Source organism: Streptomyces sp. NPDC058464 (assembly GCF_042721035.1).
Classification (GTDB): Bacteria; Actinomycetota; Actinomycetes; order Streptomycetales; family Streptomycetaceae; genus Streptomyces.
In genome coordinates, this window is the sequence record NZ_JBHXMA010000081.1 from 1 (window position 1) to 23,188 (window position 23,188).

At 72.1% G+C, this 23,188-nt stretch carries 20 protein-coding genes; 11 read left to right on the forward strand and 9 right to left on the reverse strand.

Translation table 11 applies throughout. From position 1 onward, the window contains the following. Window positions 1-125: 125 nt before the first annotated feature. The 5 genes from ACFWPQ_RS49965 to ACFWPQ_RS49985 all read right to left on the reverse strand — a co-directional run bounded on the left by ACFWPQ_RS49965 (window position 126) and on the right by ACFWPQ_RS49985 (window position 5,697). Window positions 126-1,925: a DEAD/DEAH box helicase gene (locus ACFWPQ_RS49965; RefSeq protein ID WP_384051466.1), complete on the reverse strand. Its 1,800-nt coding sequence runs from the start codon at window positions 1,923-1,925 to the stop codon at window positions 126-128. Between the two features lie 88 nt (window positions 1,926-2,013). Further along, entirely contained in the window at window positions 2,014-2,217 is a 204-nt protein-coding gene (locus tag ACFWPQ_RS49970) for a cold-shock protein (RefSeq protein WP_016578941.1), read from the reverse strand. Between the two features lie 183 nt (window positions 2,218-2,400). After that, a complete protein-coding gene (locus ACFWPQ_RS49975) occupies window positions 2,401-3,720 on the reverse strand; it encodes an acyltransferase (RefSeq protein WP_384051469.1) in 1,320 nt (439 codons plus the stop codon). Between the two features lie 164 nt (window positions 3,721-3,884). After that, window positions 3,885-4,307: a hypothetical protein gene (locus ACFWPQ_RS49980; protein ID WP_361300961.1), complete on the reverse strand. Its 423-nt coding sequence runs from the start codon at window positions 4,305-4,307 to the stop codon at window positions 3,885-3,887. 226 nt (window positions 4,308-4,533) lie between these two features. Further along, the gene (locus tag ACFWPQ_RS49985) at window positions 4,534-5,697 is read right to left on the reverse strand and encodes an NAD-dependent formate dehydrogenase (protein WP_384051473.1); all 1,164 of its coding nucleotides are present in this window, start codon (window positions 5,695-5,697) and stop codon (window positions 4,534-4,536) included. 243 nt (window positions 5,698-5,940) lie between these two features. On the opposite strand from ACFWPQ_RS49985, the gene ACFWPQ_RS49990 reads away from it, so the two are divergent. The 6 genes from ACFWPQ_RS49990 (at window position 5,941) to ACFWPQ_RS50015 (ending at window position 12,737) form a co-directional block, all read left to right on the forward strand. Further along, entirely contained in the window at window positions 5,941-6,213 is a 273-nt protein-coding gene (locus ACFWPQ_RS49990; protein WP_384051476.1) for an FmdB family zinc ribbon protein, read from the forward strand. Window positions 6,214-6,417: 204 nt separating this feature from the next. Beyond that, window positions 6,418-7,056 (forward strand): AmiS/UreI family transporter, encoded by a 639-nt coding sequence (locus tag ACFWPQ_RS49995; protein WP_384051479.1) that lies wholly within the window; start codon window positions 6,418-6,420, stop codon window positions 7,054-7,056. Window positions 7,057-7,080: 24 nt separating this feature from the next. Further along, window positions 7,081-8,331 carry a formamidase gene (gene fmdA / locus ACFWPQ_RS50000; protein ID WP_384051482.1) on the forward strand — a complete coding sequence of 417 codons (1,251 nt, stop codon included), beginning with the start codon at window positions 7,081-7,083 and terminating at the stop codon, window positions 8,329-8,331. A 279-nt stretch (window positions 8,332-8,610) separates the two neighbouring features. Further along, window positions 8,611-9,729, forward strand: coding sequence for a ribosome small subunit-dependent GTPase A (gene rsgA, locus ACFWPQ_RS50005; protein ID WP_384051485.1), 1,119 nt, complete (start codon window positions 8,611-8,613; stop codon window positions 9,727-9,729). A gap of 94 nt (window positions 9,730-9,823) precedes the next feature. Then, window positions 9,824-11,245 (forward strand): DNA-3-methyladenine glycosylase 2 family protein, encoded by a 1,422-nt coding sequence (locus ACFWPQ_RS50010; RefSeq protein WP_384051516.1) that lies wholly within the window; start codon window positions 9,824-9,826, stop codon window positions 11,243-11,245. 310 nt (window positions 11,246-11,555) lie between these two features. Beyond that, window positions 11,556-12,737, forward strand: a complete 1,182-nt coding sequence (locus ACFWPQ_RS50015) for an SGNH/GDSL hydrolase family protein (RefSeq protein ID WP_384051488.1) — start codon at window positions 11,556-11,558, stop codon at window positions 12,735-12,737. A gap of 25 nt (window positions 12,738-12,762) precedes the next feature. Here ACFWPQ_RS50015 and ACFWPQ_RS50020 read toward each other — a convergent pair whose 3' ends face one another. Together ACFWPQ_RS50020 and ACFWPQ_RS50025 are read right to left on the reverse strand one after the other, a co-directional pair. Then, entirely contained in the window at window positions 12,763-13,251 is a 489-nt protein-coding gene (locus ACFWPQ_RS50020; protein WP_384051491.1) for a DUF456 domain-containing protein, read from the reverse strand. Window positions 13,252-13,287: 36 nt separating this feature from the next. Then, window positions 13,288-14,268, reverse strand: a complete 981-nt coding sequence (locus ACFWPQ_RS50025) for a helix-turn-helix domain-containing protein (RefSeq protein ID WP_384051494.1) — start codon at window positions 14,266-14,268, stop codon at window positions 13,288-13,290. 550 nt (window positions 14,269-14,818) lie between these two features. Here ACFWPQ_RS50025 and ACFWPQ_RS50030 point away from each other — a divergent pair. Next, complete coding sequence (locus ACFWPQ_RS50030; RefSeq protein ID WP_384051497.1) at window positions 14,819-16,324, forward strand: protein phosphatase 2C domain-containing protein; 1,506 nt, start codon at window positions 14,819-14,821, stop codon at window positions 16,322-16,324. 88 nt (window positions 16,325-16,412) lie between these two features. Further along, window positions 16,413-18,155, forward strand: a complete 1,743-nt coding sequence (locus ACFWPQ_RS50035) for a pyruvate dehydrogenase (RefSeq protein ID WP_384051500.1) — start codon at window positions 16,413-16,415, stop codon at window positions 18,153-18,155. 13 nt (window positions 18,156-18,168) lie between these two features. Here ACFWPQ_RS50035 and ACFWPQ_RS50040 read toward each other — a convergent pair whose 3' ends face one another. Continuing rightward, on the reverse strand, window positions 18,169-19,494 hold the full coding sequence (locus ACFWPQ_RS50040) for a helix-turn-helix domain-containing protein (RefSeq protein ID WP_384051503.1): 1,326 nt from the start codon (window positions 19,492-19,494) through the stop codon (window positions 18,169-18,171). Window positions 19,495-19,671: 177 nt separating this feature from the next. On the opposite strand from ACFWPQ_RS50040, the gene ACFWPQ_RS50045 reads away from it, so the two are divergent. The 3 genes from ACFWPQ_RS50045 (at window position 19,672) to ACFWPQ_RS50055 (ending at window position 21,624) form a co-directional block, all read left to right on the forward strand. Next, on the forward strand, window positions 19,672-20,292 hold the full coding sequence (locus ACFWPQ_RS50045; RefSeq protein ID WP_384051506.1) for a hypothetical protein: 621 nt from the start codon (window positions 19,672-19,674) through the stop codon (window positions 20,290-20,292). A 114-nt stretch (window positions 20,293-20,406) separates the two neighbouring features. Then, the gene (locus tag ACFWPQ_RS50050) at window positions 20,407-20,868 is read left to right on the forward strand and encodes a hypothetical protein (protein ID WP_384051509.1); all 462 of its coding nucleotides are present in this window, start codon (window positions 20,407-20,409) and stop codon (window positions 20,866-20,868) included. Between the two features lie 306 nt (window positions 20,869-21,174). Continuing rightward, window positions 21,175-21,624 (forward strand): ATP-binding protein, encoded by a 450-nt coding sequence (locus ACFWPQ_RS50055; protein WP_384051512.1) that lies wholly within the window; start codon window positions 21,175-21,177, stop codon window positions 21,622-21,624. Window positions 21,625-21,712: 88 nt separating this feature from the next. Here the strand turns inward: ACFWPQ_RS50055 and ACFWPQ_RS50060 are convergent, their stop codons facing one another. Then, entirely contained in the window at window positions 21,713-22,747 is a 1,035-nt protein-coding gene (locus ACFWPQ_RS50060; protein ID WP_089104555.1) for a DUF2637 domain-containing protein, read from the reverse strand. Window positions 22,748-23,188: the final 441 nt, after the last annotated feature.

The window sequence follows — 23,188 nt, forward strand, 5'->3', positions numbered from 1 at the left end:
CCCCTGACGGGGCGCTTCACACCGGCTCACTGCAGCGCCCCTTTAGGGGCGCGGGGAACTGCGCGACCCGCCACGACGGCGCCGCAGTCGGCGGACGGCATGTCGTGGCGCCTCCAGCGGAGCGCCTAGGTGGCTGTGGAACGCCGGCCGCCCCGGCGCCCGGCGCCGTGACCGCCCGCGCCGGCGGAGCTGCCGGCGGACCCGCCGGACGGCGGCGTGCGCCGCCGGGACCCGCGGTCGTCCTTGCCGGCTGCGGTGCCGTTGGCCGTACCGGCCGCGGCCCTGCGGTCGGAACCACGGCCGGCTGCGGTGCCGTTGGCAGCCCCGGCCGCGGCTCGGCGGTCGGAACCACGGCCGCTCGCGCCACCCGTGGCCCCGGCGGCTCCGGAGCGGCGGCCGGAGCCGCGCCCGCCCGCTGCCGTGGACGTGCCGGCGGCCGCTGCCGTCCCGGCGGCGGACCGGGAGGCCGAGCCCCGGCCGCCACCCGTCCCGGTGGCCGCACCGGCCGCCGCTCCGGAGCCGCCACCGCCGCGGCGTCGGCGGCCGGACCGCCCGCCGCCCTCGGCGCCGGCCTTCCGGTCCGGGCGGGACGCCTTCGGCGCGGCCGGCTGGGGCTGGGGCACCTCGATGACGACGGGCTCACCGGAAGGCTCGCGGGCCCCGGTGAGGGTGGCCAGCTCCGCGTCGCTCGACGTGATGCGGGCCGACCGGGGGCGGATGCCCGCGTCCGACATGAGCCGGGTGATGTCCCGCTTCTGGTCGGGCAGGACCAGCGTGACCACGCTGCCGGAGCCGCCGGCCCGGGCCGTGCGGCCGCCCCGGTGGAGGTAGTCCTTGTGGTCGGTGGGGGGATCGACGTTCACGACGAGGTCGAGGTCGTCGATGTGTATGCCCCGGGCCGCGACGTTCGTCGCCACGAGGGCGGTCACCTGGCCGTTCTTGAACTGTTCCAGGGTGCGGTTGCGCTGCGGCTGGGAGCGGCCGCCGTGCAGGGCCGCCGCGCGCACGCCGACGGACAGCAGCCGCTTGGCGAGCCGGTCGGCGGACCTCTTGGTGTCGAGGAAGAGGATGACCCGGCCGTCACGGGCCGCGATGCGCGTGGTGACCGCCTTCTTGTCGGTCTCGTCCAGGACGTGCAGCACGTGGTGCTCCATGGTGGTGACCGCCCCGGCGGACGGGTCCACGGAGTGCACCACGGGATCGGTCAGGAACCGCTGCACCAGGCGGTCGATGTTGCCGTCGAGGGTGGCCGAGAAGAGCAGGTGCTGTCCGCCGGGCCGTACCTGCTGCAGCAGCTTGGTGATCTGCGGCAGGAAGCCCATGTCGGTCATCTGGTCGGCTTCGTCCAGCACCGTGATGCGCACGTCGCCGAGGACGCAGTCCCCGCGTTCCACCAGGTCGTTGAGCCGGCCGGGGCTCGCCACGACCACCTCGGCGCCGCGCCGGAGGGTGGCGGCCTGCTTGGTGATCGACAGCCCGCCGACCACGGTGGCCAGCCGGAGGTTCACGGCCGTCGCGTAGGGGGTCAGCGCGTCCGTCACCTGCTGGGCGAGTTCCCGGGTGGGCACCAGCACGAGAGCGAGGGGCGCCCTGGGCTCCGCGCGCAGCCCGGCCGTGCGGGCCAGGAGCGCCAGTCCGAACGCGAGGGTCTTGCCGGAGCCGGTGCGTCCGCGTCCCAGCAGGTCACGGCCGGCCAGCGAGTTGGGCAGCGTGGCGGCCTGGATCGGGAACGGGGTGGTCACACCCTGCGCGGTGAGGGTCTTCAGCAGCGCCGCGGGCATGTCCAGAGCGGCGAAGTCCTCGACGGCGGGAAGCGCGGGTGTCGTGTTCTCCGGCACCCGGAACTCGCGCGGTGACGACGCGGACGGCGGGGACTGCCGGGACGGCGAGGTACGCCGGTTCGGCTTCTGGGGCCTGCGGGACATGCGGTTGCTCTGCCTTCCTGAAAACAGCACAAACCGGGGTCCGCACCATGACGGTGCGGACCCCGGTGAGTGGATACGCGTCCGGCGATCAGGCGGGGACGATGTTCTCCGCCTGCGGGCCCTTCTGGCCCTGCGTGACGTCGAAGGAGACCCGCTGGCCCTCCTGGAGCTCACGGAAACCCTGGGACTGGATGTTCGAGTAGTGAGCGAAGACGTCGGGGCCGCCGCCGTCCTGCTGGATGAAGCCGAAACCCTTTTCGGCGTTGAACCACTTCACGGTTCCCTGTGCCATGACCTTCTCCTTCTGTAGGCAGAGGCCCCATCCGGAGATGCCGGAAAAAACAACTAATGCACCTGCAGGAGAGAAATATTCCCGTCAGGTGCACATAGGTTCATGGGTACCACAACTGCAACTCGACAACCGTAGCACAGCCCGGCGGTCCGGGGGCGGATCACCGCGGCGTGCCGGGTACGCTCACACCCGGTCCGGAGTCCTCGTGGCCCGGGACTGTTCCCGCAGGTCCGGCGCCGTCCACCGGGGCAGCATGACCAGCGCCGTGCCCAGCAGCAGGCCCAGTGCGGGCAGCACGGGGAGCCGCCCGTCCGGCGCGAAGCCCTGCACGGCGAGGCGGCCCAGCGCGGCGACGTTCATGGCCAGGCCGAGCCACAGCGGCCAGGCCCGGCGCAGGCCGGCGTCCGGAACGGTCCGCCCGTACACCACGCCCAGCCCGCGCTCCAGCGGCCTCAGCGCCGACACGACGCACGCCAGGACGGCGCCGAGCACCAGCAGCCACGGCACGCGCAGCCCCCACCATGCCGCGGACCCGAGCGTCGGCTCGGGCGCGAGGCCGGTCAGGTAGAACGCGGCGGCGACAACCAGCACCGGCAGCATGTGCCACAGATACAGCGTCATGCTGGCCCCGCCCACGGGACGGACCACCCGCCACACCCGCTCGCGGTCCAGCAGCCGCCGCAGCGGCGGCGCGGCGAGGAGGCTCAGGCCGACCTGGGCGACCAGCCACGCCAGCATCGCGGCCGACGGCGGATCGGTGTTGCTGGGGCTCTGCCCGGTCACCAGGATCAGGCTGACCGGGAACGGCCCGAGGGCCACGAGCGCGGCGAACGCCAGCCCGCCGCCCGCCGCCATCGCGAGCGGCACGAGCCGGCGGCCGGTCAGCAGACCGTCCCGCCAGCAGAACCCCAACTGGTAGGCGACACCCCACACCAGTACGTAGTTCAGCAGCCCCGCGTACGGAGCGTGCACCGTCACCACGAGCGCGTCGGCCGCCACGGCGACCGCCCCCATCGCGAGCGGGACGCGCGGCCCCCAGCGCAGGTGCGCCGCGTACAGCGCCGGCGTCAGGGCACTGAGCAGCAGATACACCGGCAGGAACCAGAACTGCATCGCCATCGCCCAGCCCACCAGCGCCAGCGTGTCCGGGTCCACGCCGACCGCAGAGCAGACACCGACCGCGAGGAACACCGCACCGCTGTAGACGGCCACCGGAAGAAGCAGCCGCAGCGCCCGCCGCCCCAGCCAGCCCGCGGGCGTACCCCCGGCCGCCCGGGCACGTGACCAGGAACCGCCCGCGGCATGGCCCCCGGCCAGGAAGAACAGCGGCATGATCTGGAACGCGAGGGTCAGCCACTGGGTCCAGGGAACGTCCGCCAGCAGCTCCGGGGCGGTGATCCGTCCGCCGGGCTCCCGGACCAGGGCGGTGATCAGCCAGTGGCCGAGCACCACCAGCACGATCGCCCACGCGCGCAGGAAGTCGACGTAGCGGTCTCGGCTCATGGCCGTCATGCTTCCCCACCCCGGACGCGGACACCGCGGGAAGCCCAGGCCGCAACCATTCCGTGCCCGGTACGACACCAGCCGCGGGCCGCGCGGGGCATGCGCGGCCTTACGTGATCAGGTGGTGTTTCGATCCGGCTCGGCCATCGGAGCCCTGGGGCTCGTCAGAGCTTCCCGCCGATCTCGCAGGCCCGGCACGGCGGCCGGCCGCAGGTGCACTGCATGATGGCGTCGAGGACCTCGCGGTCGTGGTAGAGACACTCGTCCTTGCAGGTGTGGCGCGGGATGAAACCGGCCGGGATCTCACCCGGCCACGGCTCGTGGCCGTCCCGGCACCGGATGAACCGCTCGGGGTCGGTGGAGTGCAGTTCGTGCATGCTCGACCGCGCCTCGTCCTCCAGCTCACGCACTCGCTCCACCAGAGCCTTGAGTTCGGCGGCGATGCCGGAGTACCGGTCGGCGCCGGTCCTCACGTGCGCGGCCCGCAGCGCCATCGCCGCATTGCCCAAAAACCTGCCGGCATCCTGAAGGTCGGTCACGTGGTGCATCTGAATGCCGGTTACGCCCCGGACCCATACCGCGTCCATGCTCACTGATCCACCTTTCCGGCGGTCGCCTGGTTTTTTACGCGGGATTACCCGCGGCGCCGGTGTCTCCAGATAATGAAAAGCAATCTGTTTATGGACGCTAAAGGCTCCGCCCGGGCCCGTCCAGTAAATCCCGGGTGAACCGGCTCACAGCCGGAGCGGTAGATCTTCTATTGAATCCGCGGCTGTTTTCCCGTCCGTCGGACGGCGCTCTCGCCCGTCGCGGTCATCCGGCGACCGTGTAGGAACTCGCTCCCGTCCCGGCGAGCCCACCGCCTTCGACGATCAGGTAATCCGGGCGGATGGGACGGCCGTCGAGCCAGCACTCCAGGATCTCCCGCGTACCGGCTGCGTAGCGTGCCTGCGCCGAGAGGGTCGACCCGGACACGTGCGGTGTCATCGCCTCGTGGGGCATGGTGCGCCAGGGATGGTCCGGCGGTGGCGGCTGCGGGTACCAGACGTCGCCGGCGTAACCGGCCAGTTGGCCGCTGTCGAGGGCCCGCACGACGGCGTCCCGGTTGACGATGAGTGCCCGGGCGGTGTTCACGATGTACGAACCGCGCTTCATGGCCCCGATCAGCTCGTCGTCGAAGAGGTTCTGCGTCTGCGGGTGCAGCGGAGTGTGGATCGAGAGCACGTCGACGGCGGAGGCCAGCGAACGGGCGTCGGGATGCCAGGTCAGCTCCAGCTCCTCCTCGACCTCCTTGGGCAGCCGGTGCACGTCGCAGTAGTGCAGCGTGACGTCGAACGGCTTGAGGCGGCGCAGTACCGCCTTGCCGATGCGGCCGGAGCCGAGGACGCCGACGTCCATGCCCTCAAGGTCGTAGGCGCGCGAGACGCTGTCGGCGATGTTCCAGCCCTTCCTGGCGGTCACCCACTCGTGAGCCGGTAGGTAGTTGTGCACCAGGGTGAGAATCTGCATCACGGCGTGTTCCGAGACGCTGATGCTGTTGCTGAACGTCACCTCGGCCACGGTCATGCCGTGGGCGATGGCGCTCGGCAGGTCGACGTGGTCCGACCCGATCCCCGCGGTGATCGCGAGCCTGAGCCGGGGAGCGGCGGCGATGCGTTCGGCGGTCAGATAGGCGGGCCAGAACGGCTGCGAGACGACCACGTCGGCGTCGGGCAGCTCGCGGTCCAGGGCGGAGTCCGCCCCTTCCTTGTCGCTCGTGACGACGAGGGTGTGACCCCGGTCCTCCAGGAACCGGCGCAGTCCCAGTTCCCCTGAGACGCAGCCGAGGAGGTGTCCCGGGGCGAAATCGACGGCCTGCGGGGTCGGCGCGGTCTGACCGCCCGGATAGCCGGTGATGGTGGGAATCTCGTCGCGGGCGTAGTCGGGGGGATAACCGCCCACGGGGTCCGGATAGAGCACCGCAAGGATTTTTGCCATGGCCGTCCTCCATCGGCGGGGCCACTGCTCCGACAGGACGGGCAGGGCACCAGCAGACCGGTCCGACACCGATGATCTTGAATTTTAGTCGAGCGTGCGTCGCCACTGCAATCCCGCGCCCCGTCGTCCGGTCCTTGACATCGGGATTTCCGAGACGTCTCCTTGAAGGCAGGAAATGCGCTGTGGCGTGCGCATCGCACGCACCCGGATGTGCCGGTGTACACCGGCATCCGGAGGCTGCTGATGGCAACCTACGAATATCTCTGCAGCCGATGTGGGCCTTTCGATGTGAAGTTGGCGATCGGGACCGCGCCCACCGCTTTCGGCTGCCCTGTGTGCGCAGGCGCTGCGAGACGTGTGTACTCCTCGCCCGGCCTCACGCGGACCTCGCACGCGGTCGCCGCCCTCCGTCTCCAGGAGGAGCGGGCGCGTGAAGCCCCGGCAGTGGTCTCCCAACTGCCGCCCCGCAGAAGGGTGCCGCCGCACCCCGCGCTCTCGCGGCTGCCGCGTCCCTGAAGTCGGTGGTGAAGGCGGTGGTGGACAAGGCGGAACGTCTCACGCGGGTTTCGGCGTCGGAACACGGCGTCGTTCCCGCAGCGGTGTGCGGAATGCGGAATCACGCAACGCGGGCCGGGAGCCGAGCCGTGCCCTCGGCAGCTCGTCAGCGGCTCTGACGCCACGCGATTCCACTCCCCACGCGGACTGAGGAGGTGCGTCCCCGTGGGAAACGTGGGACTGCTCTTTGTCGGTGCGGTGCTCTTCATGAACGGATTGCTGCTGCTCGGGAAGGTCGACGCCCGATCGGGTGCGGTGTTCAACCTTTTCGTGGGCGCACTGCAGGTGCTGACGCCGACCTACCTCATCTTCACCGCCGCCGACGACCCCATGAAGATCCTGGCGGCATCCGGAATCTACCTCTTCGGCTTCACCTATCTCTACGTGGGCATCGGCCTGCTCGCCGGTCTCGACAGCACCGGCGTCGGCTACTACTCGCTGTTCGTGGCAGTTGTCGCCCTGGGGTATTCGTTCGTCAATTTCCGGCTCTTCAAGGATTACCCCTTCGGAGTCATCTGGCTCTACTGGGCCTACCTGTGGTTCCTGTTCTTCCTGCTGCTCGGTCTCAAGAAGGACGACCTCAAGATCTATACCGGTTGGGTCACGGCGATCGAGGGCTGGGTCACCGGTGTGATTCCCGCCGGCCTGCTGCTCTCCGGCTACTGGAAACACCCCACCGAGATCGCCGTCGCACTGGCGGTCTTCGGCTTGGTGGCGTTCGCGGGGCTGTGGCCGCGCACCCACAGAACGCCGCGGCCGACCCAGGCCGCCCCGCGGGTCGGAGGCGCGGGCGCAGCAACGTGACCGAATCAGAAAAGAGGAGTTCTCATGCCTGAAATTCTCTTCAGTGTGGACCAGAGCAAGTCGATGCGTGACCAGGATGTTCCCGGACACAACAGGTGGCATCCGGACGTCCCCACCGTCGCCATGGTGAAGCCGGGAGCGGAGTTCCGCATGGAGTGCCGCGACTGGACCGACTGCCAGGTCGGCAACAACGACACCGCCGACGACGTACGCGACATCGACCTGACCATCCCTCACATGCTCAGCGGGCCGATAGGCGTGGAGGGCGCCGAACCCGGCGACCTGCTCGTCGTCGACATCCTCGACCTCGGCCCCGTGCCGCAGCAGACCGGGGACGCGGCAGGACAGGGCTGGGGCTACACCGGCATCTTCGCCAAGGCCAACGGCGGCGGCTTCCTGACCGACTACTTCCCGGACGCCTACAAAGCGATCTGGGACTTCCACGGACAGCAGGCCGTCTCCCGCCACCTTCCCGGGATCCGCTTCACCGGCATCACCCACCCCGGGCTGTTCGGAACCGCCCCGTCCGCCGAGATGCTCGCCCGCTGGAACGCCCGCGAGCAGGCGCTGATCGACACCGACCCGAACCGGGTCCCGCCGCTCGCCGTACCGCCGGACACCACCAACGCACTGGCGGGCACGGCCACCGGAGACCTCGCCAGGCGCATCGCCGCGGAAGGCGCCCGCACGGTGCCGGCCCGCGAGAACGGAGGCAACCAGGACATCAAGAACTTCACACGCGGTTCGCGGGTCTTCTACCCCGTGCACGTCAAGGACGCCAAACTCTCCGGAGGCGACCTGCACTTCAGTCAGGGCGACGGAGAGATCACCTTCTGCGGCGCCATCGAGATGGGCGGCTTCATCGACTTCCACGTCGACCTGATCAAGGGCGGCATGGAGACGTACGGCATCTCCACCAACCCGGTGTTCATTCCGGGCAACGTCGAGCCGAGGTACACGGAGTTCCTCACCTTCATCGGCATCTCCGTCGACCACGACACGGACACGAACTACTACCTGGACGCGACGCTGGCCTACCGCCGGGCCTGCCTCAACGCCGTCGAGTACTTCAAGAAGTTCGGTTACAGCGGAGAGCAGGCCTACCTGCTGCTCGGCTCCTCCCCCATAGAGGGACGTATCAGCGGCATCGTCGACATCCCCAACGCCTGCTGCTCGTTGTACGTACCCACCGCCATGTTCGACTTCGAGGTCCGTCCCAGCGCGGCCGGGCCGGCGAAGGCCGACCGAGGCCAGTGCGCGGTGGCCACCGCCTGACCCGACCCCGGCCGCGGCCGGGTTAATCGCTGGCGCAGTGCCCCGGGGCGGGGCTACGGTTTCCCCGTTCCCGGGGCACGGTCGTGTTCCGTTCCCGAGGGAACAGTGTCGGCTCGTCGAGAAACCAGGAGGTGAGGACATTGATGACTGTCACGGTGACGGGCGCTGCCCGCATTCAGGAGTTCATCATCGTTTCCACCCCTGTGGTCTCCGGCTGACACCCGACACATCCTCCACGCGCCGAGCGCGCCGCCGGGGCCACCCTTCGAAGGGTTCCCCTTGTTCCACACCTCGCTCAACGCCTCCTCCACCTCCGACGGTCGGCACGCCCTCGCCTCCTACGGGTGGGATGAAGGCTGGACCGCTGAATTCGCTCCGCACGCCGAACTGGGGCTGGTACCCGGCCGTGTTGTGCGGGTCGACCGTGGCCAGTGCGATGTCGTCACTCCGGCAGGCGTCGTCCGTGCCGACACCGAGTTCGTCGTGCCCCGTGACCCGATGAAGATCGTGTGTACGGGAGACTGGGTCGCCGTCGACCCCGATTCCGACGATCCGCGGTACGTGCGGACGTTGCTGCCCAGGCGCACGGCCTTCGTGCGCTCCACCTCCTCCAAACGGTCCGAGGGGCAGATCCTCGCGGCCAACGTCGACCACGCGATCGTCGCGGTGTCCCTCGCCGTCGAACTCGACCTCGGCCGCATCGAGCGGTTCCTGGCGCTGGCCTGGGAGTCCGGGGCGCAGCCGGTCGTGGTCCTCACCAAGGCCGACCTGGTACCGGACCCGGTGACCCTCGGGCACCTCGTCCAGGACGTCGGGACGACGGCCCCGGGCGTGCCCGTCCTCACGGTCAGCGCGCACGCGGGCGACGGCCTGGACACGCTGGTCGCCCTCGTCGGCTCCGGTACGTCGGTGCTGCTCGGCCAGTCCGGCGCGGGCAAGTCCACCCTCGCCAACGCGCTCCTCGGGGAGGACGTGATGGACGTCCGGGCCGCCCGGGACGTCGACGGCAAGGGCCGGCACACGACCACCACCCGCAACCTCCTCGCGCTCCCGGGCGGGGGAGTCCTGATCGACACGCCGGGGCTGCGCGGCGTCGGCCTGTTCGACGCCGAGACCGGGGTCGGGCAGGTGTTCTCCGAGATCGAGGAACTCGCGGAGGAGTGCCGGTTCTCCGACTGCGGGCACGAGAGCGAGCCGGGCTGCGCGGTGCGCTCCGCGGTGGAGTCCGGGGAACTGCCGGTGCGCCGGCTGGAGAGCTACCGCAAGCTCGTGCGGGAGAACCAGTGGATCGTCGCGAAGACCGATGCGCGGCTCCGGTCCGAGATCAAGAAGGACTGGAAGAAGAAGGGCGCGGAGGGGAAGGCGGCGATGGAGGCGAAACGGGGCCGTTGGCGGTAGCAGTAGCAGTAGCAGTGGCGGCCGGGGAGCGTTCCAGCGTCATGTCCGATTCCCGCCAGCCCGCTCTCCTCCCCTCGTCCACACTTGAACCGTGATGGACGAAGACACCAGGTTCGAGGCGGTCCGCAGCCGGGACGCCCGGTTCGACGGCGCGTTCTTCTTCGCCGTCGAGACCACCGGGATCTACTGCCGTCCCAGCTGCCCCGCCGTCACCCCGAAGCGGCGCAACGTCCGCTTCTTCCCCACCGCCGCGGCCGCCCAGGGCTCCGGCTTCCGGGCCTGCCGCCGCTGCCGCCCGGACGCCGTGCCCGGGTCCGCCGAGTGGAACGTCCGCGCCGACGTCGTCGGCCGGGCCGTGCGGCTGATCGGCGACGGCGTCGTGGACCGGGAGGGCGTCGGCGGGCTCGCCGACCGGCTCGGCTACAGCGCACGCCAGGTGCAGCGGCAACTCACCGCCGAGCTCGGCGCCGGCCACGTCGCCCTCGCCCGGGCCCAGCGGGCGCACACCGCGCGCACGCTGCTCCAGACCACCGGGCTGCCGATCACGGAGATCGCGTTCGCGAGCGGATTCGCCAGTGTCCGGCAGTTCAACGACACCGTCCGCGCCGTGTACGCCACCACCCCGAGCGGGCTGCGCGAGGCCGCGCCCGGCGGCCGGGGCGCACGGCGCGGTTCCCCCGCCACCGGGATCCCGCTGCGCCTCGCCCACCGCGGCCCGTACCAGGCCGGCCCCGTCTTCGACCTGCTGGCGCGGGAATCCGTACCCGGCGTGGAGGAGGTCACCGGCCTCCCCGGCACGCGCACCTACCGCCGTACCCTGCGACTGCCGTACGGCCACGCCGTCGTCGCCGTCGAGGAGCGGACCGGTACCACCGCCACGGGCCTCGGCGCCCATCCCGGCGGCTGGCTCGACGTCCGGCTGCGCCTCACCGACCCGCGCGACCTGACCACCGCCGTACAGCGGCTGCGCCGGCTCTTCGACCTCGACGCCGACCCGTACGCCGTCGACGAACGGCTCGCCGACGACCCGCGGCTCGCTCCGCTGGTCGCCGCCCGGCCGGGGCTGCGGTCACCCGGCGCCGCCGACCCGGCCGAGGCCGCCGTACGGGCGCTCGTCGGCACCGAGGCCGCCGAGCGGCTGGTGCAGCGGTACGGCAAGGCGCTGGACGCGCCGTCCGGCGGTCTCACCCACCTCTTCCCCGAGCCCGCGGTGCTCGCGGAAGCGGAGCCCGACGGCAGCCTCGGCGCGCTGGCCGCGGCCCTCGCCGACGGGACGGTACGGCTGGATCCGGGCGCCGACCGGGACGAGGCGGAGGCGGCGCTGCGGGCGCTGCCCGGGATGGACCCGGGCACCCTCGCCACCGTCCGCGTCCGCGCCCTCGCCGACCCCGACGTCGCCCCGCCCGGACTCGACGTACCGGACGAGTGGCGGCCCTGGCGGTCGTACGCCGTCCGGCATCTGCTGGTGGACGGAGAGCCGAGGAGCAGCTCGGGGCCTGCTTCGCCGGTGAACTGAAGGAGTTCCGGGAACGGGCGCGGGGACCGCTCGACCGGCGCTGGCCGGGCGCCGCCCGCGCCCACCCGTGCCGCCCTGCGGCACGCCTGCCCGCGGCTTGAGAGAAGGGGCTGGGGCAGCGCCCCTTCAGGGGCGCGGGGAACTGCGCGACCAGCCCCACCCACCCGCAGCCGAACCACCACCGCCACCACCCCTCCGGCCGATCCCGTCCGCGCTCGGCCACCTGAGTGGTCTCCCGGTCGAGTTGCCGTTCGCGGCATCGCCCGTATGTCACCTTCCCCTCCAGTGGGCCTTCGGAAGGGCAGGTTGGATGCGCAGGGTCGGGCGGCTGCTCGCGGTGGCGTTGTTGCTGGTGGTGGCGGTGACCGGGCGGGCCGGTGCCGACGCCGGGCCCTCGCTCTGGGCGGGAAGCTGGGAGGCCGCGCCCTCCGGTACCGACCCGGCGGTGCCCGGCGCCGCGTTCCGCAACGTCGTTCACCTGAGCATCGGCGGCAGCGCGGTCCGCGTGCGGGTCAGCAACCGGCTCGGCAGCGCCCCGCTCCGGCTCGGAGCCGTCACCGTCGCCCTGCGGCAGGGCGACGGCCCGGACGCCGTACCCGGGTCGATGCGCGCCGCCACCTTCACGGGCGCCGGCACCGCCGTCGTCCCCGTCGGGCAGGACCTGGTCAGCGACCCGGTGCCGCTCGCCGTCCCGGCCGCCGCCGATCTGCTGGTCAGCGTCGAGACCCCCGGCGACTCCGGGCCCGCCACCTACCACCGGGTCGCGCTGCGGACCAGCTACCTCGCCAAGGACGGCGCCGGGCGGGCCGACGACGAGGACGGGGACGCCTACACCGCCACCACCGGCCACTGGTACTACGTCACCGGCGTCGACGTGCAGGCCGTGACCCGCGGCACCGTGGTCGCCTTCGGCGACTCCCTCACCGACGGCAACGGCACCAGCATGGACGCCGACCACCGCTGGCCCGACCGCCTCGCGGACCGCCTGCGGCCCTTCCCGATCGGTGTCCTCAACGCCGGCATCTCCGGCAACCGGCTCATGCTCGACAGCACCGGAGGACCGGGAGCCCTCAACCGCCTGGACGCCGACGCGCTCGACCGCAGCGGGGTCCGGACCCTGGTCCTCCTCGAAGGCATCAACGACATCAAGGGCACCCCGGAGACCACCGACCCCGACGACTTCGTCCGGGCCTACCGGACCATCGTGACCCGTGCCCACGAGCGGGGCATCCGGGTGGTCGGCGCGACCCTCACGCCGTACGCCGGGTACAGCGCGTACACCGACGCCCGGGAGGCGGTACGGCAGCAGGTGAACACGCTGATCCGCACCGGGCAGATCTTCGACGCGTACGTCGACTTCGACGCCGTCGTCCGGGATCCGCAGCAGCCCGACCGCATCCGGCCCGCCTACGACCCCGGCGACCACCTGCACTTCAACGACGCAGGCGCGCGCGCCCTGGCCGACGCCGTCCCGCTCGCCGACCTGCTCTGAGCCCTCAGCCCTCAGCCTTCAGCCCTCAGCCCGTGGTCCAGATCACAGCGGTCAGCCAGCCGGCCGTGACCAGCAGGCACGCGAGGAACTCGGCCAGCACGCTGGAGCCGCCCGCGTTCATCGTGGTGCGCAGGGCGGCCCGCGCCTCGGCGGGCCGGCCGAGACGGAGGCGCTCGTGCAGGTAGATCCCGGCCATGAAACCGGGGATCGCGCCGACGACGGGGAGCAGGACGAAGCCGAGGACGGCGCCGGTGCCGGCGTACACGGCCATCCGGGAGGTGGCGCCGCTCGCCCGGAGCCGGCGCGGGGGCAGGACCCAGCGGACCACCAGCGCCGTCAGCAGCACCACGGTGGCCCCGACCAGGACCGACCACGCCACCGGGCGCGGGTCGTACAGCGCCCACCACAGCACCGCGGCCCACACCAGTCCCGTCCCCGGCACCCCGGGCACCAGTACCCCGCACAGGCCGAGCACCAGCACCAGGCCGACCAGCAGGAGTTCCCCTGCTCCCATCTGCCCAGAGTGCCGGACGACCGCGGGACGCGCAGGTCAGTTCCGGGTCACCCAGCCCCGCTCGTACGCGTGCCAGCCCAGCTGCAGCCGGGTCGCCACCCCGGCCAGCTCCATCAGCCGCTTCACCCGGCGCTGCACCGTCCGCAGGCCGAGGTCCAGCTGCTTGGCGACGCTCGCGTCGGTCAGGCCGGCCAGCAGGAGCGAGAGCACCTCCAGGTCGGTGGCGTCGGGGCCGTCCGGCTGCTCCTCGCGCACCCCGCTCGCGCCGAGGCGCAGCGGCAGCGCCTCCCGCCACACCGACTCGAACAGGCCGCAGAGGAGTTCCAGCAGGCCGCTGGCGTGCACCACCAGCGCGGCGGGTTCCGAGGTGCGGGAGGTGAGCGGGACCAGCGCCAGCGAGCGGTCGGCGACCACCAGCTTCGTCGGCACCCGCTCCGCCACCCGCACCTGCTCGTCCCGGCCCAGGGCCGCCGTCAGCTCCGTGATCGCGTCCGGCAGGTCGAGCGCCGGCCGCTCCACCACCACCCGGTAGCGGACACCCCGGTGCGCGGCCTGTTCCTCCGCGTCGTTCTCCGCCCCGGTGACGGCCACCGGCTTGTCCGTGACCAGTGCGCACACCTCGTCCAGGGCGCCCAGCTGGAGCTGGAGGAACCGCCGGGCGACGGCCGGGGCACCGGTCACCACCTCCACCAGGTCCCGCACCGCGGGCTCGGCGGCCGCCGCCCGGTACTCCTCCGCGAGCAGCGCCGCCGCCAGCTCCGCCTTCTCCAGCTCGTGCCGCTGCTGGGTGAGCAGCGCGCCCAGCGCGACCCCGGGCGGCGCCGCCACCCAGCGGCCCGGCCGTCCCGAGGACCGGGCGGCCAGCCCGTGCCGCTCCAGCCGGCGCAGCGCCCGCTCGGTGTCCGGCTCCGCCAGCGTCAGCCGCCGTGCCAGGCCGGGCACGTCGGAGGCGCCCGCGGACACCAGCGCCCGGTACGCCGACTCGTCCCGTTCGTCCAGCCCCAGCGCTGCCAGCATCGACCCGCAATCCTCCCTCGATCCCCGATGGCATGGCGGGAACCGGCCACGGCGCAAACCCGCCGGGGCACATCATCGCCGTACCGCGCGTCACTCTGCCAAGATCACGTCACCGCAGCACCTTCGCACGGGAAACCGATCCGTCGTTCACAGCTGACCGCCAGGAAGACCCGTCACAATCTGGCCTTCCGGCCGACGCCCCGGCGTTCGGCCGTGCGAACGGTGACCGGCCCCATGACGCGCGTACGCGTAGGGGATCTGGGGCCGGTCACTCCGGTGTCGCCGGGTGGTTCTCCCGTGGGGGGTGGGACCACCCGGCGACTCACACGTGTCAGCCCCGGCGCTTCCGTCACCTCCGTCGGCCGCGCCCCGTCCCTTTCGGCCGTCGCGCCCGCGTCGTCCGTGCCGCTCGTCCCGCGCGTGTCGTCGATTCCCTTTCCTTGTACGGGTGTTCGAGATGTCCCTCGACGCGCCGTTCGAGACGAGGTCGGGTGCGGGATTTTCCGGATGCCCCGTTTTCATCCGGCCCGTGCGGTGGACAATTAGGGGCATGAGCCAGCCAGGGGGTAGGCCCACCCGTCATGACGACGACTGGTGGGGGCAGTTGTACGACGACTCCACCGAGGACACCGGACCCACGGCCGCACCCGATTCCCTGGACGACCGCTTCGCCTCGGCGAAGAAGACGGTGGGGGGACGGCGGGGCGTCACCGCGGAACCGGGCGACGAGCAGGCACCGCCGACCGTGCCGGCACAGCGGGCGGCCGCCGCCCCCGCGGAGGACACCAGGCCCGCTCCGAAGACCTGGCCGTGGGACGAGGAGGACCAGGAGCTGCTGGAGGCGGACGACGACGCCCCGGCCGACGCCCCGGCCGACGCCCACCCCGCGACCCGCCCCGACCTGCCGGCGCTGCCGCCGCATGCCACTCCGGAAGCACCGACAGCAATGGCAGCACAGGCAGCACCGGCGGAAAGGGCGGAAACGGCAGCCCTGGCGGGCGCGGACGCCTTGGACGCCTGGGGCGCCTTGGAGGTCCCGGACGCCCCGCCCGCCGTGGCCACCCCGGCCGGGTCCGCCGCCTCGGCCTCCTCCGTGGACTACGTCGGCTCCGGACCGCCCACCTACGACGCAGAGCCCACCGCCCTGCCCGCCGCCGACCCCGACGAACTGGACGACCTGGTAGCCGACACCGTCCTGGACGGCGCCCGGTACGGCGCCTGCACCCTGCGGGCCGTCTCCCAGCGCGGCGACTCCGCCCGGTTCCGGGGCGAGCCGCGCCGCGACGCCCTGCTCACCGCCCGGTTCGGGGCCGGCGAGCAGGCCCTGGTCCTCGTCGCCATGGCCACCGGCGCCCGGGCCACCCCCGGCGCGCACCGGGCCGCCGCCGAGGTGTGCGAGTGGATCGCCCGGGCCGTGGGCCGCAGCCACCAGCGGCTCACCGAGGACATCCAGGCCGCCCGGCGCGGCGACCTCAAGTCCGGGCTGCACCGGCTCACCGACCGCAGCCTCGGCAAGCTCCGCGCCAGCGCCGCCGAACAGGGCATCGCCGCCGAGGAGTACACGGCCAGCCTGCGCTGCCTCCTGATCCCCGCCCACCCCCAGTGCCGTACCCGCGTCTTCTTCGGCGTCGGCGAGGGCGGGCTGTTCCGGCTCCGGGGCGGCGAGTGGCAGGACATCGAACCGCGCGTCGACACCGACACCGCCGGCGAACCCGTGCTCGGCTTCGGCTCGCTGCCCTCCGAGACCCCGGACGGCGACCGGCTCACCATGGACCTCGGCATCCCGACCCCGCCGAGCCCCTACGAACCGGCCCCCGAGCCGCCCCGCGACCCGTTCCTGTTCCGGGCCTCGGTAGCCCGCCCGGGTGATGCGCTCGTGATGTGCACGGGCGGCCTCGCCGACCCGCTGCGCGGCGAGCCCGCACTCTGCGCCTACCTGGCCCGGCGCTGGTCCGGCCGCACCCCGCCGGGCCTCGCCGCGTTCCTCGCGGACGCCCAGGTACGGGTCAAGGGATACGCCGACGACCGTACGGCGGCGGCCGTCTGGGAGGCGTGAGCGCGGCGGCTGTGGATACATGGAAGGGCATCGCGGGGGAGGGAGGGGGGAGCCGGATATCCGCGTAGCCGAAGGGTGCCCGACCGCCATGGCCAAGCAGAACGTCGCCGAGCAGTTCGTCGACATCCTCGTCCGCGCCGGCGTGCGCCGCCTCTACGGCGTCGTCGGCGACAGCCTCAACCCGGTCGTGGACGCCGTCCGCCGTAACTCCGCCATCGACTGGATCCACGTCCGCCACGAGGAGACCGCCGCCTTCGCGGCCGGCGCCGAGGCCCAGATCACCGGGTCGCTGGCGGCCTGCGCCGGCTCCTGCGGCCCGGGCAACCTGCACCTGATCAACGGCCTGTACGACGCCCACCGCTCGATGGCCCCGGTGCTGGCCCTCGCCTCCCACATCCCGTCCAGCGAGATCGGCCTGGGCTACTTCCAGGAGACCCACCCGGACCGGCTCTTCCAGGAGTGCAGCCACTACAGCGAGCTGATCTCCAGTCCGAAGCAGATGCCCCGCCTCCTCCAGACCGCCATCCAGCACGCGGTCGGCCGCAGCGGCGTGAGCGTCGTCTCGCTGCCGGGCGACATCGCCGACCAGCCCGCGCCCGAGCAGTCCGCCTCGGCCGCCATCGTCACCTCCCGGCCCACCGTCCGCCCCGGCGACGAGGAACTCGACCGGCTCGTCGCGATGATCGACGCGGCGGACAAGGTGACCCTGTTCTGCGGCAGCGGCACGGCCGGCGCCCACGCGGAGGTCATGGAACTCGCGGAGCGGATCAAGTCCCCGGTCGGCCACGCCCTGCGCGGCAAGGAGTGGATCCAGTACGACAACCCGTACGACGTCGGCATGAGCGGACTGCTCGGCTACGGCGCCGCCTACGAGGCCACCCACGAGTGCGACCTGCTGATCCTGCTCGGCACCGACTTCCCGTACAACGCCTTCCTCCCCGACGACGTGCAGATCGTGCAGGTCGACGTCCGCCCCGAGGTCCTTGGCCGCCGCTCCCGCCTCGACCTGGCGGTGTGGGGGGACGTGCGCGAGACGCTGCGCTGTCTGGTGCCGCGGGTGCGGGCCAAGGAGAACCGGCGGTTCCTCGACCGGATGCTCAAGAAGCACGCGGACGCGCTGGAGGGGGTGGTGAAGGCGTACACCCGGAAGGTCGAGAAGCACGTCCCGATCCATCCGGAGTACGTGGCCTCGGTCCTCGACGAACTCGCCGCCGACGACGCGGTGTTCACGGTCGACACCGGCATGTGCAACGTGTGGGCGGCCCGCTACATCTCGCCCAACGGCCGCCGCCGGGTCATCGGTTCCTTCTCGCACGGCTCGATGGCCAACGCGCTGCCGATGGCGATCGGCGCCCAGTTCACCGACCGGCGGCGGCAGGTCGTGTCGATGTCCGGGGACGGCGGATTCGCCATGCTGATGGGCGACTTCCTCACCCTCGTCCAGTACGACCTGCCGGTGAAGGTGGTGCTGTTCAACAACTCCGCGCTGAGCATGGTCGAGTTGGAGATGCTGGTCGCGGGGCTGCCCGCGTACGGCACCGCCAACACCAATCCCAATTTCGCCGCCGTGGCGCTGGCCTGCGGAGCCTACGGGGTGCGGGTCGAGAAGCCCAAGCAGCTCGCGGGCGCGCTCAAGGACGCCTTCAACCACAAGGGCCCGGCCCTGGTCGACGTGGTCACCGACCCCAACGCGCTGTCCATCCCGCCGAAGATCAAGGCCGAGATGGTCACCGGCTTCGCGCTCTCCGCGTCCAAGATGGTCCTCGACGGCGGCGTGGGCCGGATGGTCCAGATGGCCCGCTCCAACCTGCGCAACGTGCCCAGGCCGTGACAGGATTCCTTGTTCAGTCGGTCGGCACCCACTGGCGGACACCGTCCACGAAGCCGTACCAGTAGTGCGGCAGGCCCTTGATGGAGCTGGTGCGGAACGGGCGGCCGTGGTCGTCGATCCGGACCGTGCCGCTGCGGCCCTGTGACGACCAGTCGAGTTCGAGGTACCAGCGGCAGTCGCAGCCGACCGTGCTCGCCTTGACGCGCAGCACCTCGGGGTCGGTGGCGGACACCCGGTAGGGCAGGTGCATCGTCGAGACGGTCTTCCCGTCGGGGCCCTCACCGGCCACCGGGCGGGCGATGGGGCGGTCCTTGTCCAGGTCCACGTCGAAGTAGCGCGGGGTGAGCCCGCCGCCGCACCCGTCGGCCATGGAGTAGGCGATACCGGGCGCGGGGGCCGTACGGCCGACGACGCGCACCCGCAGGTCCTGCAGGACGACGGCGGTGGACGAACGGCCCTGCACGGAGACGTCCACCATGGTGTTGCCGCCGTGCACCGCGTTCTGGGTGGCCGCCCAGGTGCCGGCGTCCTGCGGGGCGGGCGGCGGCGGGACCTGGGCCGGCTGCTTGTCGATGACGTAGTCGTGGTCGCAGCCCAGTTCCCAGAGCTGGGAGTTCGCGGTCCAGGTGAGCGGAACGCCGGTCGTGGCCCGGGCGGTGGGGGAGGTCCCGCCGGAGGCGGACGAGGAGGGCCGCGCGCCGCCCGACGGGGACGAGGCGGACGGGGTGGCCGAGGTGGGGTTCGGCGCCGGGCCGGTCGCGCCGCTGCCGTGGCGCTCGGCGTCGCCGGCGGCGGTCGTGGTGGAGGAGCCGGTGTCCCGGGCCGCGCTGCCGCCGGCCGACCGGTTGTCCGGGAGCGCGGCCAGGCTGCCCAGCGTCGCCAGCACCACGGTGACCACGGCCGAGGCGACCAGCGTGCGCCGCCGCCGGTACCAGGGGCGGGCGACGGGCGCCGCTTCCGCCAACGGCTCGGCGACGGCCTGCGGGTCCTGCGGGTCCTGCGGGGTCTGCTCTTCCGCCGTCGCGGGTCCGGCGCCCTCTCCGGTGCGTGGTCGCCGGCGGGCCGCCACCGCTCGCAGCCAGTGCTCGTGCAGAGCGAGCCGTTCCTCCGGTGCCGCCCCGCAGAACGCCGCCAGCCGCTCCACCGGGGCGAAGTCCAGTGGCACCGCCTCGCCCGCGCAGTAGCGGTGCAGGGTGGAGGTGTTCATGTTCAGGCGGCGGGCCAGCGAGCCGTAGCTCCGGTCCGTACGGTCCTTCAACTGCCGCAGCAGCGCCGCGAACTCCTCGACATCGTCGCGCACGGGCACCTTCCCCCGGTCGTCGCCATCCCAGGCACTCATATACCTGCACGTCAACAGGGCTGGGATGGTTCCAGGGCCGGGAAACGGGCGGTCGCCGTTGCGGTCCGCGCCGGTGCCGGCCGATGCTCTTGGTGCCGCACCGAGCAGGGCCGGACCGACCAGCCGGCCGCGTCGGCGGCAGCCCACACCCATGCACCGATCCACGGGGGAACACCCATGCCCAAGCGCACCAGAGCCGGCGCACTCACCGCACTCGCCGGCGCCGCGCTCGCCGCAGGCACCGCACTCGCCGCGCCCGCGGCGGCCGCACCCAAGGCGCCCGGCTTCCTCGCGGCCGCCGACCTGCCGCCACGGGCCGGCACGTCCTGGACGGCCGGCAAGGTCACCGCCGGCATTCCGGAGGAGGTCAAGCAGGACATCTGCATCGGCGTCGGGCTCGGTGGCGGCCAGGACTCCTGGTACCGGAAGTTCCGGACCGACCTCGACACGAGTGCCCGTCAGATCAGTGCCGAACTGCCCAGCGTCCGCCTGGCGAAGGGCCGGTTCGCGAAGCTCGACGAGGACATCGTGTCCTGCGCGGACCGGATCGAGATGGAGGACCCGCAGATCCAGGCCACGTTCCAGGACCACGGCACCCTCCCGGTCGGGGACGGTGCCCACGTCTACGCCCTGCGCACCGTGACCGCCTGGGGCGCCAGTGACATCCGGCTGATCTCCATCGGCCGGGAGGGTCGCACCGTCACCGTCGTGGACTGGGGGCAGCTCGGCGGCTTCGTGGACGCACCCGTGAAGGCCTTCAAGAAGACCACCACCACGGCCGTGAACAAGCTCCACTGACCCACACGAGGACCGGGGCCGCCCTCTCCCTCGGGGGAGGGGAGGGCGGCCCCTGACACAGGACAGCCAGACACAACACAGCAAGACACGAGACTCGGAAAACGGGGAACAGACATGAGCAGCAAGACCCGCGCCGTCCTCACCGCCGGCGTCGTCGCCGTGGCCCTGGGGCTCGGCGTCACCGCCCAGGCCTCGGCCGGCGCTCCGCGCAGCGTGGCCGGCAGCCCGGCCGACAACATCACCCGCATCGCCGACTTCTACGGCGCCTACATCGACGCGGAGAGCGACCCGGACGGCAGCGGCCACCTGTCCACCGCGCTGCGCGCCTACTACATCGACCCGACCTACCTGAAGAAGCTCAAGGCCTGGGAGAACCGGGAGCACGCGGACGGCGTGCTGCGGGCCCAGAACACCCCGCTCAAGTGGAAGGTCACGGACAACGGCACGGCCGACTACACGGAGGCCGCCATCACCCTCACCTGGAGCCGCAACGTCACCACGAAGCTGGTCGTCGACATGACCCGCTCCACCCACAAGATCATTCACATCGGCACCAAGGGCCTCGGGGGCAAGTAGCCGGAAGGTCGCCTTTCGGCCAGGTTCGCCGGTGCCGCGGACCGCGTGAAACAGCTCGGGGGGTTGCGTGCGGGGCTGAATCACGCCGGGTCCGCGGCACCCTTGGCGCGTACGGGACGGTCCGGGCGGCGACGTACGGGCCGGAGCGGACCCGGGACTTGGCCGAACACCCGGTCGTCATCGACGTGACATGACTGGCCCGTGCCCGAGCGGGCATGGATCCCGTGAACGTGTTCGATCAGGAGGGGATCCGGCAACAGCGTGCGGGCGGGGGTCATGAACAGTCAGGCACGAGGGGGCGGTCCCGTGGCCATCGGGGCCTCCTCGGCGCAGACGGCGGGGGAAGAGACCGACACGACGGAACGGGGGCACCCGTCACAGCTCAGGCGCCGACTGGGACGGTCGGACCTGCGGGCGGTGCCCGAGGCGCGCAGGGAACTGCGGGAACTGCTGCGGCACTGGGGGCGTCCCGGCCGCTCCGAGATAGCGGAACTGCTCACCAGCGAACTCGTCACCAACGCGCTCGTCCACACCGATCGCGAGGCGGTGCTGACGGCGGTCGTGGAACCGAGCCAACTGCGGGTGGAGGTACGGGACTTCGTGGCCCGCAGACCGCGGGTGTGCACCCCGGGCGCCGGCGACGGCACACACGGCCGGGGCCTGGTGCTGGTCGACTCCCTCGCGGACGCGTGGGGCGTGCAGGCGCACGAGGTCGGGAAGTCGGTGTGGTTCGAACTGGACGCGGAGGCCGCCTGACGGGGGCCGGGGCCGTATACACAACGGGACGGGGGCGTGACCTTGAAGGTCACGCCCCCGTCCCGAGGTGCCGTACGGCAGCAGGTGATCAGCCGAACTGCTGCTCGAGGTCCTTGAGCTTGCGCTCCAGGGAGTCGAGGCGCGGCAGCGCCATTGTGTCGTCCTCCGCGGTCAGGTCGACCGTGATCGGGTCAGACCCTTTGCGGACGGGCTGAAGGGAGGGCCGCTGGCGTACGGGCAGCTGCTCCGGCGCCGATATGGCAGGCTCCGCAGTGGGCTGGGAGGCGCGCTCGACCTGGTGCTGCACCTCGTCCTGCCGACCGCGTCCGACGAAGCCGCGGTGGCCCCGGCTTATGGCCTTGAGCTGAGCCCGCTCCAGACGGTCCTGCTCGCGGCGGCGCAGCCGGTTCGTCTCCTTCTGCCGCTTGTCCTCGCGCACCTCGTCGACCGCCTCGTCCAGGCTGCGCACGCCCTCGAGGAGCATCAGCGACCAGGCCTTGTAGGTCTCGCGGGGGGCACGCAGCCAGCGGACGATACGGATCTGCGGCAGCGGACGCGGCACCAGACCCTGCTCACGCAGGGCGGCCTTGCGGGTCTGCTTCAGCGCGCGGTCGAAGAGGACGGCCGCGGACAGCGACATGCCGGCGAAGAACTGGGGAGCGCCCGCGTGGTCGACGCCCCTGGGCGCGTGCACCCAGTTGAACCAGGCCGCGGCGCCCGCGAACGTCCACACGAGTATCCGGGAGCCGAGGGCCGCGTCACCGTGGCTCGCCTCGCGCACCGCGAGGACGGAGGAGAACATCGCCGCGCCGTCCAGACCGAACGGCACGAGGTACTCCCAGCCGTCGGAGAGGCCGAGGTTCTGCTGGCCGAAGCCGACCAGCCCGCGGAACGAGAGGGCCGCCGCGACCGACGCGGAGGCGAACAGGAGCGCGTAGGAGACGGTGCCGTACACGGCTTCCTTGCGCCGGCGGCGCTCCTCGCTGCGCTCCCACGAGTCGTCCTTCGCGTGCTCCCCGCCGGACCGCTTGGAGCGCGCGAGCACCGCCACCGCGACCAGCATGCCCAGGAGCAGTACGGCGCCGGGAAGCAGCCAGTTCAGCGATATGTCGGTCAGTCTCATCTAGGGGTCCCTTGCATTGGGATAGGGCGTATCGCCCGCCATAGTGGCCCAACCCCACTGGCCCTCAGGGGGTTTCGGGGCAAGAGGCCGCCAAGGAAGTGCAAGGGGATGCCCCAGGGCGGCATTCTGCTCGAACTGCCGCGTGAGGGGCGGGAGCTGAGTTCGAGTAAGACTACCCATACGGGTGGTTCCTCGGAAAGTTCCTGCGGCAAGTGAGGAAGTTGTGAATTCCCTGTCCCCGCACGGGCGCTCCTGCCGATGGCGATCTTAGTGGATGCCGCGCGGTGCTGTGTCCCCGGGGGCGGGACCGCGGCGGCCTGAGGATGCCTCAGGCCGCCGCCGACGCCGCGAGCGTGGCGCGGCGGTCGTCGTCGGAGGTACGCGGGCAGGTGGGGCAGGTGTGCGCGGGGCGCCGCGGGTAGGACCTGCCGCAGCGCGCCC

Bases quoted from the DNA above. Each gene is read 5' to 3' on its own strand.
- ACFWPQ_RS50050 (WP_384051509.1), top strand. From the start codon at position 20,407: ATGAGCAGCAAGACCCGCGCCGTCCTCACCGCCGGCGTCGTCGCCGTG.
- ACFWPQ_RS50030 (WP_384051497.1), top strand. From the start codon at position 14,819: ATGAGCCAGCCAGGGGGTAGGCCCACCCGTCATGACGACGACTGGTGG.
- ACFWPQ_RS49975 (WP_384051469.1), bottom strand. From the start codon at position 3,720: ATGAGCCGAGACCGCTACGTCGACTTCCTGCGCGCGTGGGCGATCGTG.
- ACFWPQ_RS50025 (WP_384051494.1), bottom strand. From the start codon at position 14,268: ATGCTGGCAGCGCTGGGGCTGGACGAACGGGACGAGTCGGCGTACCGG.
- ACFWPQ_RS50045 (WP_384051506.1), top strand. From the start codon at position 19,672: ATGCCCAAGCGCACCAGAGCCGGCGCACTCACCGCACTCGCCGGCGCC.
- ACFWPQ_RS49965 (WP_384051466.1), bottom strand. From the start codon at position 1,925: ATGTCCCGCAGGCCCCAGAAGCCGAACCGGCGTACCTCGCCGTCCCGG.
- ACFWPQ_RS50010 (WP_384051516.1), top strand. From the start codon at position 9,824: ATGGACGAAGACACCAGGTTCGAGGCGGTCCGCAGCCGGGACGCCCGG.
- ACFWPQ_RS50035 (WP_384051500.1), top strand. From the start codon at position 16,413: ATGGCCAAGCAGAACGTCGCCGAGCAGTTCGTCGACATCCTCGTCCGC.
- ACFWPQ_RS49970 (WP_016578941.1), bottom strand. From the start codon at position 2,217: ATGGCACAGGGAACCGTGAAGTGGTTCAACGCCGAAAAGGGTTTCGGC.
- ACFWPQ_RS49985 (WP_384051473.1), bottom strand. From the start codon at position 5,697: ATGGCAAAAATCCTTGCGGTGCTCTATCCGGACCCCGTGGGCGGTTAT.
- ACFWPQ_RS50015 (WP_384051488.1), top strand. From the start codon at position 11,556: ATGCGCAGGGTCGGGCGGCTGCTCGCGGTGGCGTTGTTGCTGGTGGTG.
- ACFWPQ_RS50040 (WP_384051503.1), bottom strand. From the start codon at position 19,494: ATGAGTGCCTGGGATGGCGACGACCGGGGGAAGGTGCCCGTGCGCGAC.
- ACFWPQ_RS49980 (WP_361300961.1), bottom strand. From the start codon at position 4,307: ATGGACGCGGTATGGGTCCGGGGCGTAACCGGCATTCAGATGCACCAC.
- ACFWPQ_RS49990 (WP_384051476.1), top strand. From the start codon at position 5,941: ATGGCAACCTACGAATATCTCTGCAGCCGATGTGGGCCTTTCGATGTG.
- ACFWPQ_RS50020 (WP_384051491.1), bottom strand. From the start codon at position 13,251: ATGGGAGCAGGGGAACTCCTGCTGGTCGGCCTGGTGCTGGTGCTCGGC.
- fmdA (WP_384051482.1), top strand. From the start codon at position 7,081: ATGCCTGAAATTCTCTTCAGTGTGGACCAGAGCAAGTCGATGCGTGAC.
- ACFWPQ_RS50060 (WP_089104555.1), bottom strand. From the start codon at position 22,747: ATGAGACTGACCGACATATCGCTGAACTGGCTGCTTCCCGGCGCCGTA.